The sequence below is a fragment of the Methanobrevibacter oralis genome (assembly GCF_001639275.1).
In the GTDB taxonomy this organism is placed as follows: domain Archaea; phylum Methanobacteriota; class Methanobacteria; order Methanobacteriales; family Methanobacteriaceae; genus Methanocatella; species Methanocatella oralis.
Genome location: NZ_LWMU01000092.1, coordinates 52,444 through 67,584, shown reverse-complemented (window position 1 = coordinate 67,584; position 15,141 = coordinate 52,444). Strand labels below are relative to the sequence as shown.

26 protein-coding genes are annotated in these 15,141 nt (G+C 27.0%); 5 read left to right on the top strand and 21 right to left on the bottom strand.

Translation table 11 applies throughout. The features are described 5' to 3' along the window. Nucleotides 1-194: 194 nt before the first annotated feature. From MBORA_RS07890 to MBORA_RS10670, 11 genes are read right to left on the bottom strand one after another with little or no spacing between them, the layout of a single operon-like run. The gene (locus MBORA_RS07890; protein WP_063720504.1) at nucleotides 195-677 is read right to left on the bottom strand and encodes a hypothetical protein; all 483 of its coding nucleotides are present in this window, start codon (nucleotides 675-677) and stop codon (nucleotides 195-197) included. Continuing rightward, nucleotides 670-1,287, bottom strand: a complete 618-nt coding sequence (locus MBORA_RS07885) for an HNH endonuclease (RefSeq protein WP_042693477.1) — start codon at nucleotides 1,285-1,287, stop codon at nucleotides 670-672. Before MBORA_RS07885 ends, MBORA_RS07890 begins: the two co-directional genes overlap by 8 nt. Then, nucleotides 1,280-1,513 (bottom strand): SWIM zinc finger family protein, encoded by a 234-nt coding sequence (locus MBORA_RS07880; RefSeq protein WP_042693479.1) that lies wholly within the window; start codon nucleotides 1,511-1,513, stop codon nucleotides 1,280-1,282. The genes MBORA_RS07885 and MBORA_RS07880 overlap by 8 nt, the downstream gene beginning before the upstream one ends. 4 nt (nucleotides 1,514-1,517) lie before the next feature. Next, nucleotides 1,518-2,015: a hypothetical protein gene (locus MBORA_RS07875; RefSeq protein WP_042693481.1), complete on the bottom strand. Its 498-nt coding sequence runs from the start codon at nucleotides 2,013-2,015 to the stop codon at nucleotides 1,518-1,520. Nucleotide 2,016: 1 nt separating this feature from the next. Further along, nucleotides 2,017-2,331: an STIV orfB116 family protein gene (locus MBORA_RS07870; RefSeq protein ID WP_042693482.1), complete on the bottom strand. Its 315-nt coding sequence runs from the start codon at nucleotides 2,329-2,331 to the stop codon at nucleotides 2,017-2,019. Nucleotides 2,332-2,336: 5 nt separating this feature from the next. After that, nucleotides 2,337-2,822: an HNH endonuclease signature motif containing protein gene (locus MBORA_RS07865; protein WP_052331812.1), complete on the bottom strand. Its 486-nt coding sequence runs from the start codon at nucleotides 2,820-2,822 to the stop codon at nucleotides 2,337-2,339. Next, the gene (locus tag MBORA_RS07860) at nucleotides 2,819-3,379 is read right to left on the bottom strand and encodes an AAA family ATPase (RefSeq protein WP_042693484.1); all 561 of its coding nucleotides are present in this window, start codon (nucleotides 3,377-3,379) and stop codon (nucleotides 2,819-2,821) included. The genes MBORA_RS07865 and MBORA_RS07860 overlap by 4 nt, the downstream gene beginning before the upstream one ends. 2 nt (nucleotides 3,380-3,381) lie before the next feature. Next, the gene (locus tag MBORA_RS07855; RefSeq protein WP_042693486.1) at nucleotides 3,382-3,645 is read right to left on the bottom strand and encodes a hypothetical protein; all 264 of its coding nucleotides are present in this window, start codon (nucleotides 3,643-3,645) and stop codon (nucleotides 3,382-3,384) included. Beyond that, a complete protein-coding gene (locus tag MBORA_RS07850) occupies nucleotides 3,642-4,139 on the bottom strand; it encodes a hypothetical protein (RefSeq protein WP_042693488.1) in 498 nt (165 codons plus the stop codon). Before MBORA_RS07850 ends, MBORA_RS07855 begins: the two co-directional genes overlap by 4 nt. Next, nucleotides 4,136-4,825: a hypothetical protein gene (locus tag MBORA_RS07845; protein ID WP_042693490.1), complete on the bottom strand. Its 690-nt coding sequence runs from the start codon at nucleotides 4,823-4,825 to the stop codon at nucleotides 4,136-4,138. The genes MBORA_RS07850 and MBORA_RS07845 overlap by 4 nt, the downstream gene beginning before the upstream one ends. Continuing rightward, nucleotides 4,818-4,982 carry a hypothetical protein gene (locus tag MBORA_RS10670; protein WP_155930813.1) on the bottom strand — a complete coding sequence of 55 codons (165 nt, stop codon included), beginning with the start codon at nucleotides 4,980-4,982 and terminating at the stop codon, nucleotides 4,818-4,820. Before MBORA_RS10670 ends, MBORA_RS07845 begins: the two co-directional genes overlap by 8 nt. A 193-nt stretch (nucleotides 4,983-5,175) precedes the next feature. Between MBORA_RS10670 and MBORA_RS07840 the strand changes: the two genes are divergently transcribed. After that, complete coding sequence (locus MBORA_RS07840) at nucleotides 5,176-5,388, top strand: KTSC domain-containing protein (RefSeq protein WP_042693491.1); 213 nt, start codon at nucleotides 5,176-5,178, stop codon at nucleotides 5,386-5,388. Nucleotides 5,389-5,404: 16 nt separating this feature from the next. On the opposite strand, the gene MBORA_RS10665 is transcribed toward MBORA_RS07840, so the two are convergent. Beyond that, entirely contained in the window at nucleotides 5,405-5,566 is a 162-nt protein-coding gene (locus MBORA_RS10665; protein WP_155930814.1) for a hypothetical protein, read from the bottom strand. A 114-nt stretch (nucleotides 5,567-5,680) separates the two neighbouring features. On the opposite strand from MBORA_RS10665, the gene MBORA_RS10660 reads away from it, so the two are divergent. Further along, entirely contained in the window at nucleotides 5,681-5,836 is a 156-nt protein-coding gene (locus tag MBORA_RS10660; protein WP_106787290.1) for an AbrB/MazE/SpoVT family DNA-binding domain-containing protein, read from the top strand. Between the two features lie 455 nt (nucleotides 5,837-6,291). Here the strand turns inward: MBORA_RS10660 and MBORA_RS07835 are convergent, their stop codons facing one another. Together MBORA_RS07835 and MBORA_RS07830 are read right to left on the bottom strand one after the other, a co-directional pair. After that, nucleotides 6,292-6,759, bottom strand: a complete 468-nt coding sequence (locus MBORA_RS07835) for a DUF4411 family protein (RefSeq protein ID WP_042693492.1) — start codon at nucleotides 6,757-6,759, stop codon at nucleotides 6,292-6,294. Continuing rightward, on the bottom strand, nucleotides 6,756-7,898 hold the full coding sequence (locus MBORA_RS07830) for an ImmA/IrrE family metallo-endopeptidase (protein WP_063720503.1): 1,143 nt from the start codon (nucleotides 7,896-7,898) through the stop codon (nucleotides 6,756-6,758). Before MBORA_RS07830 ends, MBORA_RS07835 begins: the two co-directional genes overlap by 4 nt. A gap of 537 nt (nucleotides 7,899-8,435) precedes the next feature. Between MBORA_RS07830 and MBORA_RS07825 the strand changes: the two genes are divergently transcribed. From MBORA_RS07825 to MBORA_RS07815, 3 genes are read left to right on the top strand one after another with little or no spacing between them, the layout of a single operon-like run. Beyond that, nucleotides 8,436-10,319 carry an HsdM family class I SAM-dependent methyltransferase gene (locus tag MBORA_RS07825; RefSeq protein ID WP_063720502.1) on the top strand — a complete coding sequence of 628 codons (1,884 nt, stop codon included), beginning with the start codon at nucleotides 8,436-8,438 and terminating at the stop codon, nucleotides 10,317-10,319. A 7-nt stretch (nucleotides 10,320-10,326) separates the two neighbouring features. Next, on the top strand, nucleotides 10,327-10,890 hold the full coding sequence (locus tag MBORA_RS07820; protein ID WP_063720501.1) for a restriction endonuclease subunit S: 564 nt from the start codon (nucleotides 10,327-10,329) through the stop codon (nucleotides 10,888-10,890). Continuing rightward, nucleotides 10,868-11,419, top strand: coding sequence for a restriction endonuclease subunit S (locus tag MBORA_RS07815; RefSeq protein ID WP_063720500.1), 552 nt, complete (start codon nucleotides 10,868-10,870; stop codon nucleotides 11,417-11,419). The genes MBORA_RS07820 and MBORA_RS07815 overlap by 23 nt, the downstream gene beginning before the upstream one ends. 133 nt (nucleotides 11,420-11,552) lie before the next feature. On the opposite strand, the gene MBORA_RS07810 is transcribed toward MBORA_RS07815, so the two are convergent. The 7 genes from MBORA_RS07810 to MBORA_RS07785 form a co-directional block, all read right to left on the bottom strand. Continuing rightward, nucleotides 11,553-11,933, bottom strand: a complete 381-nt coding sequence (locus MBORA_RS07810; RefSeq protein WP_042693498.1) for a hypothetical protein — start codon at nucleotides 11,931-11,933, stop codon at nucleotides 11,553-11,555. Nucleotides 11,934-11,936: 3 nt separating this feature from the next. Then, the gene (locus tag MBORA_RS07805; protein WP_042693500.1) at nucleotides 11,937-12,380 is read right to left on the bottom strand and encodes a hypothetical protein; all 444 of its coding nucleotides are present in this window, start codon (nucleotides 12,378-12,380) and stop codon (nucleotides 11,937-11,939) included. Nucleotides 12,381-12,405: 25 nt separating this feature from the next. Then, nucleotides 12,406-12,684, bottom strand: coding sequence for a hypothetical protein (locus tag MBORA_RS07800; protein ID WP_042693502.1), 279 nt, complete (start codon nucleotides 12,682-12,684; stop codon nucleotides 12,406-12,408). Between the two features lie 107 nt (nucleotides 12,685-12,791). After that, entirely contained in the window at nucleotides 12,792-13,076 is a 285-nt protein-coding gene (locus MBORA_RS07795; RefSeq protein WP_042693504.1) for a hypothetical protein, read from the bottom strand. Between the two features lie 139 nt (nucleotides 13,077-13,215). Then, nucleotides 13,216-13,353 carry a hypothetical protein gene (locus MBORA_RS10655; RefSeq protein WP_156482709.1) on the bottom strand — a complete coding sequence of 46 codons (138 nt, stop codon included), beginning with the start codon at nucleotides 13,351-13,353 and terminating at the stop codon, nucleotides 13,216-13,218. Nucleotides 13,354-13,375: 22 nt separating this feature from the next. Next, nucleotides 13,376-13,852 carry a hypothetical protein gene (locus MBORA_RS07790; RefSeq protein ID WP_042693505.1) on the bottom strand — a complete coding sequence of 159 codons (477 nt, stop codon included), beginning with the start codon at nucleotides 13,850-13,852 and terminating at the stop codon, nucleotides 13,376-13,378. A 163-nt stretch (nucleotides 13,853-14,015) separates the two neighbouring features. Beyond that, entirely contained in the window at nucleotides 14,016-15,128 is a 1,113-nt protein-coding gene (locus tag MBORA_RS07785; RefSeq protein ID WP_063720499.1) for a tyrosine-type recombinase/integrase, read from the bottom strand. Between the last annotated feature and the right edge of the window lie 13 nt (nucleotides 15,129-15,141).

Sequence of the window (15,141 nt, the reverse complement as noted above, 5' to 3'; positions counted from 1 at the left end):
TTCCTCTTGTTTTTATAACATTGTTATATTAATTCATTAATTAATTAAAAAATTATTAAATAATAATAATAATAATAATAATAATTCCCCAAATTAAATGTCATACACAAAAGTATGACAAAATAAATTTGGAATATAAGTCAAGTGTCCTACTTTATTATAAAAAAGTAGGACACCTACACAATAAACAAAATTTAAGATGTCCTACCTACAAGTATGACATCATTATAATAATCAAACAAACCCTCCATATACTCCTCCAAAGGACAATTCAATCCAGACAAATCACGAATAATACTATCCTGAACATATTTTCCCTGAACAAAATCTTCAAAAGATTCTTTAAGATTACCTGATTCATTAGCATTACCATACATACCAATAATACGTTGATAACTTTTAACACGTAATTCAGATAAATGTCCTTTATAAATTTCATCTTTATGTTTTTGAATTTCATCCAATTGCCTTTCTTTCATAATAAGATCCAACTTCAAATCTTCAATTTCTTTATTTAAAAAATACTCCTCAATACAAAGTAAATCAACTTCATTATTTGCAATCTTATTAAAATACTCAATAGCATGCCTAGCAGTATAACCACTTTTTTTAAGTTTTTCCTTTTCAGATTGATGTAACCTAGCAGATACTCTAGCATACTTATTAAATTCACTCATGATTACCACCAAACCTTTTAATGAAATCAATTAAATCTTTAAGATTTGCATCACCAGGATAATAAGAATGATACTTTTTATGACACCATTTACATAATACAATTCCATTACTTGGATCATCCCTTAACATTTCATATTTAGAATACCCAAAAATATGATGAGCTTGTAAATGTTTATCCCCACCACAACAAGCACAAACATTATCTTTCAAAACTTCATTTCTCCAACCATTCAAATATTTTCTACCTTGTTGCTTATTAGTGTAAGTCCAAATAACAGCTAAATTTAAAAAAAGCCCCATAACATCAATAATCTTAATTAAATTAGTAATGTAACTTTCACATTTTAGAAAATCTTTATCAAAACGCACAACAATATCACCAAATGTTTTAAAAGGCAATGGTGAAAATTCAAACACAATCTCATAAACACTGTATCCATCAAAAGAACCTTTATTCTTAAAAATATCATAAGCTTGATTAAGAAGAATAGAATTCCCTTTGTTAGAATGTAGATATTCTGGAATAACATACCTTCTAAAAGAACCTTTATCCATCTTTTGTATGCTTTGAAAAACAAATTTATTATCAAAATCTGTATGATTAACCAATTAAACCACCTGTAAAAACATTTTCATCAACAATATTTTCACTAACTGCAGCTGCTTTCATATGTTTACAGTAAGCTTTTCTGAAAAGGTGATGTGGGCAGTTACAAAACCACCCATCATCATGATTATATGCTACAGTATATTCAGTGTTTTCTTCACTTTCAGAAGAAACACTAAAAATATACCCTTGCGTATCCTTGATGACTGTTTTAGATGTAAGAGACATAATTTTATGCCCCCTCATCCATGTTTTTTAAGTAATGAATGCATTTTTTACGCACATCTGCACCCATACTTCCAAGATCAATGTGTCTTTCAATAGTTCTGCGATCTACCGGTACACCTTTCTTTTGTATTTTTTCTATTGCTCTTTGAATAGGAGCTGGTGTTGTTGTATCACTTGAAATAATTCTTTTTTCAGAAGATTTAGACTGGGTAAAATTTTCTTTTTTAGAAGTGATTAAAAAAGCATTTATTAATAATGCTTTTTTAAGAGTCTCATATTCAGTAATGTTTTCATGATACAGTCTAATGTTTAATTCTTTATTTTCACTTTCTAAATCACGTAACTTTAATATAGCTGTGTTTTCCACAAAAGTAAAATAAAACATTACTTTTTCCTTGACACATTCTTTAAAAATTAAAGGGATTAAAGTATCAAGAGCAGTACTCTTAATATGGATCCCCATTAAATTTTTTTGAACATTAACTAACTTCTGAGTCAACATGCTAAATCTCCTCTAAAATTTTAACACAATTAAAACCCAACTCCACTCCATCAGGTAATGTTTTAGCACCCTCAGGTAAACGACCACCCTTCAAGTACACAATATATGCAACATCCCCTACATTTAAAGTGATTGATTCACGATTATACTCTACATTTAATAATCGTGCTAGGTCTTTATGACCAATACAAGAAATCACATTATTATACCTAGTCTGCTCCAGGAATTCCTCCTCAGTTAAACTATGCCACACCAACAAACCTGATTCAGGTCTTGGCATGCTAAAACTAAAACCATTTAACAAATACTTAACCATTATCCTTAAACCTCCTCACAAATTGAATCTTCAAATTTTTCCCATAATAAACCTTTAGAAAGCACCTTTTCTTTTAATATATCAAAATTAACAGAAACAATTGATTTATGATTACCCTCATCATCATAATAACGATAATAATAAATGAATCCTTGTTTACAAGAATCACACTTTTTAATAGATACCCTTCGATACCCCGTATTGTTTCTTGCAAGACAAATTTTCCTATGTTTAGCATCATTTCCTTTATCATGATGAATTATATGTTCCCTTAAACTAAGCAATTCTAAATTCAAAATACAATTATTGAATTTATCACCATCTTTATGATGAACAATATAACCTTCAGGTATACCCCCATGAAATTTCTCAAAAATTAAACGATGTAATAACTTAAGATGATTACCTTCTCTACGAGAAGTAATACGATAATAACCACTAGTATCAACTTTCGCCCTACCAAAAGTAGTAATTAATAAAGGAGGATTCAATATAACTCCTCCTTTTCCCGTCTCCATTTAGTACATTCCACTTTAAAAGCAGACCCATTACGATAACACCTAAATTTCCAATCCACCATATTATTAATCATTTCTGCAAATTTAGATGAATCATTTTCCTCAGTAACAATTAAATCCTTTTGACCTATAAAAATAATATTAATATCACTATTTAACATACATTTCCAAATTTTTTTAAAGTTTTGAGTACGTAACAAATAAGCCCTTTGAGATTCTTTTATTGGTGGAATTAAAAGATTAGATAATGTTCCACAACCATCAATAATTAAAGTATCAAAATGTTCATCTCTTTGAATATCCCTGATGATTTCCTTCATTCCATTAACTACATCCCTATCCTGTTTCCAATCAACATCCACTCTAGGAACATCCGTATAATTCGTATCATCCATATCAACACATACAGGATGCAAATCCCTTTTCTTACAATATAATTCCGCCGCCGTAGATTTACCCGCACCATCAAGACCATAAATTAATGTTTTTAATTTACGTTCACCAGGTTTATCCATTTTAAAACTCAACATTTTTAACTACCCCCTAAATGGTAGTAATAAGTATTAGATTCAGTAGCACCAACACCAGTAACCACCATAACTAAAATAATTAAAAAAATAACAAAAACCAACACTACAGCAGGTAACAAATCCTTATTACTTGCTACAATATCTTTCCATGAATATTTACGATGTGTTAACGGTGCTTTAAGAACAGAAACATGATTACTATAAAAAATATAAAACACCACTGCAAAAATTCCCAAAAATACTAAACCTAAAAAGAAAGCAATCATACAATCACTCCTTCAACATCTACATAATCAGAAATAATCCCATTAGTAGTTAATTCCATAAGCCCCAACTGGTACTTATGATTTAACACATTAATGATCCCAATATCATTATCAATACCCATATTTAATAAGTCCTGAATATCATGAGGATAATGTAATTTCAACCAAACTTTAACATCTTCAATTGATTTAACACCATCCATTTTAGGATCTTCACCTTTGTTAGTGATTTGATCCACATATTCAACTACTTTAGAAATATTCCTGTTTAAATTAATTCCAGGAACACCCATAGTATAAGAATCTTTAATAGGCAATACTCCTACACCCAAATAATTGAACTTCTGAACTAACTCAGTAACACCCTCAAGACAATACAAAACTATAAAAGGATGTTCATTAATCCAGTCCAATTTAATGTTACATGGACCATAACCCTTATCATCTAAAGTTTTGATGACATAATCCATCTCAGAATCACCAGTACTAATCATATTAAACCCCCATCCTCTAAAAAATTAGGATCCTCTAATAACTTCTGAGTCAAAGTCAAAGTGTTCAAACCATGACTTAACAACCATTTACTAGACTCCTCAAAAGCCATACTATCTAGAAAATCATAAGTTTTCTTACAAGCAGAATGATAATCCAAACGACCATCATGCACACACTCAGCCTCGTGTAACTCCCAATAAGCCTCACGAGACTCATTATATGTTTTTGTTAATTCTAAAATTAGTTCTGGATCTAATTTTTTTAAATAAACTGGATCCACATTTTTCAACTCTACAGGCGTAATTTCATAAAAACTAGTCCAACCTAAAGCATCAGCAACTTTTCTCTGAGTCTGCTCATACTTATAATTACGACCCCTATAACGTGTTTTTAACTGTTCAACATTAACAGTTTGAGAATTAGAAAGTACACGATGTACTTTCCAATAATCATACCCATAACAACCACCATTACATGACTTTTCAGGGATGTATTCAGAATAATCTTCACCAATGTGTTCAACAAGTACATTTACACCAGTAGTAGCACTTTTATCAAAAACATGAGTAACACCATTAAAATCAAACTCACTAGTGGTGGTTGCCACTATTTGTCCCATTTGGATCTCATCAAAATCAGGATTAATCCAAACAGTAATTTCCTTAAGTTCAGTGTCATTACTCATTAATGACACCACCCTTAATTTTAGAATCCAAGTTCTTTTTAATTCTACTAAACTCATGACAAATAGCTTTGTATTCGTCACGTTCCAAGACTAAACGTTCATAGTCTTCTTTTTTGAGAGTAACAGTACCCTCACCCATTTCTACTATATCTAACATTTCTATTCATCCCGTTAGGACTTTTTTTAAGAGATTAACATTGAGCTCCAACTCTTTGTTAATTCTTTAATATATATTGTTGTATTAACTTATATATAAATATTTCTATTAATAAATATTTATATAGTTATCACTACTTTTTATATTTTTAATTACATATTATATATCTACCCAATAAAAAGGAGGTGAAAAAATGATTATGACACCAGTAAGTTCAAGTAATTTAGAATCTGTAGGCTATGATCCTTCAACAGAAACATTGAGAATTAAATTCTTAAAAAGTGGCCTTTATGAATATTACAATGTTCCTCAAGATGTTTATGATGGATTAATGGCTGCTAGTTCAAAAGGCAAATATTTCCATAATAACATTAAGGACAAATATCCATATACTAAATTAGAATGAACTCAATTGGAGGATCTCATTTTTGAGTCTCCAATTCTTTTATTTTTTCATTTATCATTTTTATTAATTCATTATAATCTAATTGGAAACTTTCATTAAATTCTAGATTATCTGCTGCATATAAACCTGTAATACATGTTAGTTCATGTTCTATTTTTTTTAATAAATTGACTGTCATAATTATTCACCTCCTATTTTAATTAAATTTTTATTCTTTAAAGAATAATATAAAGATAAGTTTAAATAAAAATTAAAACATATATATTTTAATAAAAATAAGGAGAATTTTGATATGAAATATGAAACAAAAATCCAAAAGGTTGCTGGGTCTTTAACAACCACAATTCCATCAACTGCACGTGACTTTTTCAATTTAAAAAAAGGAGACACATTAATTTGGGAAATTGATTTTAAAAATGATACTATGACAGTGTGTAAAAAAGAATAATTCTTTTTTATATTTTTTTGTAAAAAGTAATAAAATTTGTTTATAGCTTCCGCTAAGTATTTTAAACTTCGCTTTTCGTCAGCGACTATATAACAAAAAGTTATATAGTATTTTGACCATAAATTAATATTGGTTACTGAAATCATTTCATCCCGTTAGGTGTTCTGTTTTTTTGTAACCTGTGGTTTTGAGAAGGTGAGGTGCTCCAACACCAATGATCCTACTCATAATCACGAATGTTACATATTGCTAATTTTGTTCTTTCAAATATTTAATATTTATACTAATAATTATCTCCAAAAAGTTATATAGTATTTTAACCATAAATTAATATTGGTTACTTGAACTCATTTTATCCCTTGTAGGTAACTTGTTTTTTAAGTAACTGTACGAGGGCGAGGTATGCCAGTACCTACGACCCCTCGTATCATAATTACATTTATTTTTTCAGATATTTATAATATTTCAATTTCTCTTAAAAATTCTAACAATTTTATGCAACGTATCCCTTTTTTACTACAGACATAAGGTATTTTTCGTTGAGGTTTATTTCGTGAACTTTCTTCAGATATAATCACTAAATTAGAATCTTCCATTGCACATGCTACTAAATGTGGATCCGCCCAATGCCCATCATTTTCTTTTAATCCCCAATTTACAAAAACTGAAAATTCTTCTGAATCTAAAATTTCAGTAACATTTTCAGATTCTTTTTCAGTTAATTCTCTAAAACATTCTTCATAATCATCCCAATATTCTTGTGAATCTCTTAATTCTTCATAAACTTCTCTAATTGAAAATAGATTTCCATTTTCAAACATTTGATTTAGTTTAGAATAAATTGGTTCAAAAACAGAAATATCCATTGGATATTTATCTTCTAATTCATCTAACGAGGATGAATCAATGATATATTTACTCATTGTTCTCCTCCAAATAAAATCTCTTGTAATTTTGGGATTTGTTTTTGACCAAGATTAGTATATTTTGAGAATTCTAATGAACTTATAATCCCATAATCATAAGCCTCTAAAACTAACGAATAAAAAGGTCTTCCATTATATTTAACCATATTATAAAGGTAAAATCCTTTGGATTCGTCATCTGTATTAGTATTGAAATTAATGTAGTGGTCGATTTTAGAATCATATTCAGTTTTAGTAATCTTATTAAGGTCAAATAATCTTCTTAATATTACATATTCACTAACTCCATATGTATTATATAATCCTTTTAATGATTCATCAGATAAATCAGAGTTGTTAATATTTTCTAGTAAATCATGTTCAGGTACAAGGAATTCTCCTGCTACTGAATTGCAGAAGATTTCAATTGATTTATTCATATCATCTCCACAAATTGCACTTTCTCCAAGTAGCAAATGTGTTAATTCATGGAATAATGTGAATATTCTACCATTAGGTTCATCTTTACCATTTAACAATATAATTGGGATTTTATCATGTAGTATGCATAATCCTCTCATTTCTTCAATTTCCACACCTTCAGTTTCAAATATTAATATTCCTAATTTGTTTGTGATTATTTCTTTCCAATTATTTAAGAAAGAATAATGTTTTTTTTCTTTCATCCATGATTTTTGAGTTTCTATAGAAACATCTAAAATTTCACGAATGTATTCTGAAAATGCTTTTTTATTATGAGCTAATACAGGAACATTAAAACTGGATATATCTTCACCTAATTCTTCGGATAGTTCCATGAATATTAATCTCCTTGTTTCTGATTTATGAATATTTTCAATTAATGCTGGAGAATTTGATTGATAAATAGAATCTATGTCTAACTTTCTATAATTTATTAAATTAGGCGAATCATCAAACATGGGTGGATTTTTCATGAAAAAGAATGCTGTAGGTAAATTAAACTTTTTACTTGCAGTTCTTAATTGTTTCCATGTTGGTGAAACATCACCATTTTCCCATTTTTCATATCTATTTTTTATTTCAAGTGGTAGAACCTCTTCATAGCCATTTGTAAATCCTGCATGAAGTCTAGCCCATTCCATCATTTTTGGATTTATTTTCGCTCTGGCAATCATATTTCTCAACTCTCATAATATCTTAAGTATTTTTATTATTACTCTACATTGGATATTTATATATTTAAATTATATTAAATATATCTAAATTATCAAAATTTATAAATATCTTGCTTTGTATTTACGATGACCAATAACACTTCGCCCTCCATAATGACCAAAGTCATAATGTGATCTGTTCCATGACATATGGTAATCTCGCTAGATTAATCTTGGGATTGGTGCTTTTTTGTGGTTATCATAACTTGCAAAAATATATTTTGACATAGGCTTTTTCTTCCTTGATTAGTATATTAGTTAATTAAATATTTAAACCTTTTCTTTTAATTATTTTAAACATTATTCAATAAAATAAAATAAAAAATAGTTAATTGTATAGTGAAAAGTCCAAAAACACATGGTACAACAATTTAAAAAAAAGTATAAAAAATACTAAACTGTACAAAAAATGATAAAAAAAATAAAAGGAAAATATATTAGTGTAAATAAATAAAACTTCAAAAATAGTAATATTAATAATTCAATGAGAATGTAAGTATGGTTAATGAAAAAAATACTGATTTATTTATAGCAAGATTATTAGATAGTGCAAAAATAAATTTTAAAGCCAATGAAAGCAATATAAAAGAAATTAATGAAGCATTAAAAACAGCATCTAAAAAAGGCACTAACTCCGTAGGATTTCCAGAATTTGTTGGAAAATCCAATGATTTTATAATAGTTATTGAAGACAAAGCTGAAACAAATAAACAAGCATTATATTGTGAAAAAAATCCAAATAAATTAGATTTAAGAACAAAAGCAATAAATGATTATGCTGAAAATGGTGCAGTACATTATGCTAAACATATAATCAAAAATACCAATTTTAAAAAGATTTTTGCTTTTGGTTGTAGTGGTGATGAAAAACACCACATAATAAGACCCATATTTTTAGATGAACATGATTATCAATTACTTGATGAAGTTGAAAACTTTGAAAACTTTAATGAAAATAATATAGACAAATACTATAAAGAGATTATATTAAATGAAACTCCAGCAGAAGTTATAGAAATAGAAGAAGTGTTAGAAAAATCAAAAGAATTAAATGAACTTCTAACATCTAGAGGTAGTATAAGTGATTCAGAAAAACCATTAGTTGTTTCAGCAATATTACTCGCATTGAATGAAAATAAAAACATAGATCAATCACTTAATGCTGATGAAATTAATAATGATGGAAAAATAATAAACGATGCAGTATGTTGTAATCTACAAAGAATAAAAGTAGAAACAAAAATAGAAGCTATAATGCACCAATTTAATTTTATTAAAGATAGACCCAATCTTAATGAAATTGATGAAACATTAGGTAAAACACCTTTAAAGTATTTTACAGAATATATTAAAGATAAAATTTTTCCAGCAATCTCAACAATCCATGAAGACATATTAGGGTTTTTTTATGAAGAATTCATTAAATATAGTGGAGGTGATGGACAAACATTAGGAATTGTACTCACTCCAAAACATATTACAGAATTATTTTGTGAAATATTAGAAATAACTCCTAAAGATAAAGTTTTAGATCCATGTGCCGGTACAGGAAGCTTTTTAATCTCAGCAATGAATCGGATGTTAGAGGCAGTTGAAACTAATGATGATCGTGATTATATAAAACAAAATAATCTCCATGGTATTGAAATAAGAGAAAATATGTTTTCAATAGCAACTACAAATATGGTGTTAAGAGGTGATGGTAAAACAAACTTAATTTGTGCAGATTTCCTAAAACAAGATTCTCAAAAGTTAAAAGAAAATAAATATACAGTAGGTATGATGAATCCTCCATATTCACTAAGAAAAAATAAAGAGACTGCACATTTATCTGAAATAAACTTTGTTAAACATTTGCTTGATTCATTAGATGATAATGCACGTTGTGCCGTGATAGTGCCTCAATCTGCCATGGTTGGTAAAAATAAAGAAGATAGATCCATTAAAAAAGAAATACTTAAAAAACATACTTTGGAAGGAGTTATAAGTCTCGATGGAGACACTACATTTTATAGAATTGGGACTATACCCTGCATTGCAATATTCACTGCAAATAAAGCACATCCAATTGATAAAAGATGTAAGTTCATTAATTTTGAAGATGATGGCTACGAATTAAGTAAACATGTGGGAATTATAAAAACAGAAAGAGCTATCGAAAGAAAAGAACATTTATTGCAATGTTGGAGAGATCAAATTGATGCGCCAACTAAATTCATGGTAAAATCTACAATAGAACCAACTGATGAATGGTTACATTCATTTTATTATTTCAATGACAATATTCCCTCACAAAATTTTTTCAAAGAAACAATGCATGAATATCTAACTTTTGAATTTGAAATGATATTAAAAGAAAAAGATTATTTATTTAAGGAGTAACTATAATATGATTAAAGAACTAAAAGATAAAACATGGGGAGAATACCAATTAAATGACTTATTTGAAGTAACTGGAACTAAAACTACACCATTAAACGAACTCCAAACTAAAAATGAAACAATGTTTCCATATCCATATATAACTACAAAATCTAATTTCATGGGCGTGGATGGATTTTACAAATATTATACTGAAGAAGAAAATGTTATAGTTATTGATAGTGCTACTAATGGACATGTTCATTATCAATGGACTAAGTTTTCTGCATCAGATCATGTTGAAAAATTAATCCCGAAATTTAAAATGAATAAATATACTGGATTTTTTATTGTTGCATCTATAAAATCCGCAACAAATAATAAATTCAATTATGGTTACAAATTTAGTCAAGCTAGAATAAAAAAACAAAAAATACAACTACCAACTAATTCTAAAGGAGTGCCTGATTTTGAGTTTATGGAAAACTATATGCGCAATATTGAAAAAAAATTAATAAATAAATATAATGAATTTATCAATGAGAAAATTAATAAATTAGAAATTTCTGTTGAGGAAAAGGGGGGGGGGTGAAAAAATAGAAACACTTTGTAATAAAAAATGGGGTGTTTTTGTTCTTTCAGAAATATTTGAAATAAAATCCACATCTAGTGGAATTGATAAAAATAAACTCATAAATAAAAAAGGAAGAATACCATATATTACAAGAACAGATGAAAATAATGGTATAACTGATTTTATAGATAAACAAAGTGAAAAATATATTATAAATGAATGTAATGTTATTACTATTGGTTTAGATACTCAGACAGCTTTTTATCAAGGAAATAAATTTTATACAGGTCAAAATATACAAATTATTTATAATAAACAATTAAATAAATATAATGCATTGTTTTTAATCCATTTATTAAAAAAACTAATGGAAAAATTTAATTGGGGTGGAAATGGAGCCACATTAAATAGGTTAAATAAAAGTAAGATATTATTACCATTAGACTCTAAAAAAACCCCCGATTGGAATTTTATGGAAAAATATATGAAAAATTTAGAATACAAAAAAATTAATAAATATCTAGATTATATTAAAAATAGGATATAACTTAATTACAGTATTATGTTTTTAATCATATACAAAATTTAAAAAAAATATCAAACCAACAAATTATGGGGAAGTTTCATGGAAAATTAATTTTTGTAGAATTAATTTAGAATAAAAAAATCACATATATCTATTAAATAGGTCTTACAGGATTTCTATAAAATTCATCTAAAAGTTTAAGAATTAATTTAGCATTATTCCTAGAATTATTAACATCATATCTTTTTAATTTTACCCCATAATCTGCACGATTTCTAGAATTCCTTAATTTATGAAGATACTCCCCTAATTCTTGTTCTTCTTCATAAATTGAGTTTTCCAATGTGGCTATTAATATACTATGAGAATCCTTTGAAGGTAAAACACTCAAAAAAGCTTTTTCATAATATAATCTAGACTCGCCAAAACATGCATAATATAAACGTCCAATTCCTGAACGTTGATATTCCTCTTTATCAGAATAATCTAATAAAAAAATCCCAACATCATAAAATTTATTCCAATCAAAACCCATAAACTACCACAAATCCACTGAAAGCAATCTTTTCAACTGGGATGGAAACTCACCAATGTTTATAATTTCTTTATTAAGTTGTCTCAATAAAGCCCAATTTTCATCAAAAGAAGATTGTCCAATATGGATATAAATAACAACTTGATTTAAATATTGAAATTCCGGATCTTGGTTAAAATCTAAAATATAAACAAAATTGGGAAAAATTTTTTTAAGTAAGGGATTAATTTTATCAATTAATAATAATAAATCATCATGACTCTTAATAAATTCTTTTAATTCAGTATTATTTAACACAAGAAAATGATCATACAATTCATCGAATTTTTTATCAAAAAATCTATCATATTCCATTATAGATTCCTTGTATGAAATATCCTCTTGTGATGATGGGGATTGGAAATATTCCTCAACAAAAGAATTTTCTTTAATTTTATGTAAACTCATAATAAAATCTTCCTTAATAACTCTATTATAACAGGTCTAAAAATTTATATAAATTCGCTTCAGTTTCTGCATTAATTGTTAAAATATCATTTTTAAAATCATCAGATGAAGTGTGACCTAAAGAAATAAGATTTGAAGGTTTATCTCCTCCTATAGTTAATGCAAGCGTGATTAATGAAAAGTCATCGAAATTGGATTCTAATTTATCTAAAAATTCAGGATTTAATAAATCTTTGATTCCTATATTTTCAATAGAAATTTTTTTAATTTTAATCTTTTCATTATTTCTTATATTTTTATCCATAGTATCCCCTTTAAAAAATGTTGCATACAATAGTTAAATAAATATTATATAAATAATTATTATATAATACTTTTCAAATGTTCCATTATATTAGGAAAAATTTTATTTTAAATACTTTTCAAAGTAGTAATATATTTTATATCTAAGTTTTTTAAATCATTATTAAAATCATTTTCCAGTTTTTCCAAATTTTCATCAGAATCACTAATTAAATTCAAATCTAATTGATTAATATTTCCATAATTATTAGATAAACCCGATAAACTCATGCCACATTCAATGCGTCCAAATTGTCTTTTTTTATTAACAATATCCATAACCTTTTTTGAAGATTCATCATCTAACAAATAATTATTAGAAATAGATAATTTAATAGTTTTTTTAATAAACATGAATTTGCCTCCACTCATTTATATTTATTAAATTAGAAATCATCATATTAGTTTATATGTTTATATAATTAGTTTTTATGTTTTCAGCCATATATAAAATTATAGTACTTTTCAAATGCTCGCTTATATATTAAAAAAATTATTCAGAAAAAATTTTATTTAAGTCTTTTCTGAAATTTATTATGGATTCTTCAGCTAAACGTTTAGCTAAATCTTCATAATATTTTTCATCATAAACAATATTTTCATCAGTTTTTTCAGATAGATACGCCATCATTTTAATTAATCCTCCCTCAATATTATTTGTAATATAGTGGAATATTACATTTGGGACATCTTGCATGTTTTCCTGTGAATTTAGTTTTACAATAAGTGCATTCATATCTATTTGTGTCACAATTAATATTATTCCCACAATATGGACATTTATTTGTTGCGCCTTTAAATTGTTTTTGACAATACAGGCAAGTATATATTTGGTTTTTAGCTTTATTTTTATTATTGAATCCTTTAATAATATAATATAAAATAATTAAAGGGATACTGAATAATGCTAACATGAATGATACTGTCATTGTGGGTATTGCTAAAACTGTTCCTAGAAACATTATTATGATAATTGTTGCAAAAGCACTTGCAAACATGCTTTCTCTTTTAGCTTCAAATTTAACATTTCCTTGTTCGGCTGCACGTTTTTTTCTTTCAAGTTCTTCTTGTTCTTCTCTACGATGCCTTCTAGAAGCATACATTGTTGTCAGTTGTTGTCTACTATCCATTGTAAAAAAACACCTTCTCATCAATTAATAATTGGAATACTTTATTAATTATATTTATAATTGTTACTACTTTATAACAATTATTATAACATTATTGTTTCATGATTAACAATTGAAGATTTTAGTTATATTTTCTTTAATATTTAATCCATAACTTTTTCATTTAATTTTGTTGTTCTAGTTTAGTTAATCTTGCCATTATTTCATCCATTTTATTTAATTCTGATTTTAATGTGTGATTTTCAGTTTCAAGTTTAGTATACTCTGGACTTTTAATATTCAAATTATTCACATCTAAATTTATAGTTAAACAATCCATATGTTGAATATATTTTTCACGGAGTTTGTTTGGATCTTCAAAGAAATATGATTCATCTGTTGCATTTTGTGATTTACCTTGCATACTGTTTATATCTTCTTTGTTCATTCCATTATTTTGTAATGCACTTGCATGAAATTTGCGTAACATATGGCTACGGAAGCGAATATATGTTCCTTTTTTCCCTAAATCTAATTTATTGTTGATTTCGTTGAAGTAATTAATAAGTGTTACAGGATGTACTGTGAATAAAAAATCGTTGTTTTTAATATTTTTATTAATTGTTAGTAAGTAGTTTATTATTTCGGTTACTGCTTCTGGACTGCAAAAAGTATGATAATACTTATTTGTTTTAACACGTCTTATCTTAAAAGTAGGGATTATATCATCCCTATTTTTTAAAATGTTGATTACTTCATAAATATTATTACTGTTATGATAATCACTAGTTGCATTTAAGAAATCTTGAATAGTGATGTTTAATGTTTCTCTCCTAGCACAGCCACTGCTGGACATGAATAATATTATTGCTCTCATTAATGGATTAGCTATTTTTAAAGATTGTTTAATAATTTTTTTGTCAGGTAAATCTTTAAAAGTAATGGGTACTGGTTCTGTTAGATTTTTGTTGCTTTGTAAAGGTAGGTTGTGTATTTCTATTTCGTAGTGTTTATAGATGGATATTATTCTACCTAATGTTGATTTAACATAGCTTTTTAGGTAGTTTTCTGTTAAGAATATTCTGAATTCGATTAGTCTTTTTTTTATTTTTCTGTGTTTCCATCTTATGCCTTTTTCTTCTTCTGTTTCAGCTTCTTGTATTAGTTCTACCATGGTTTTTTCATTGTATTTTGCATATAATTCTATTGATGCTTGGTATATTCTTTTGGTGGTGTTTTTGATGTTTCTTGTTCTTGCGAAGTCCTCTAATAGTTCTTTGTCTGTTTCCATATTCATTATTTCTACCTTT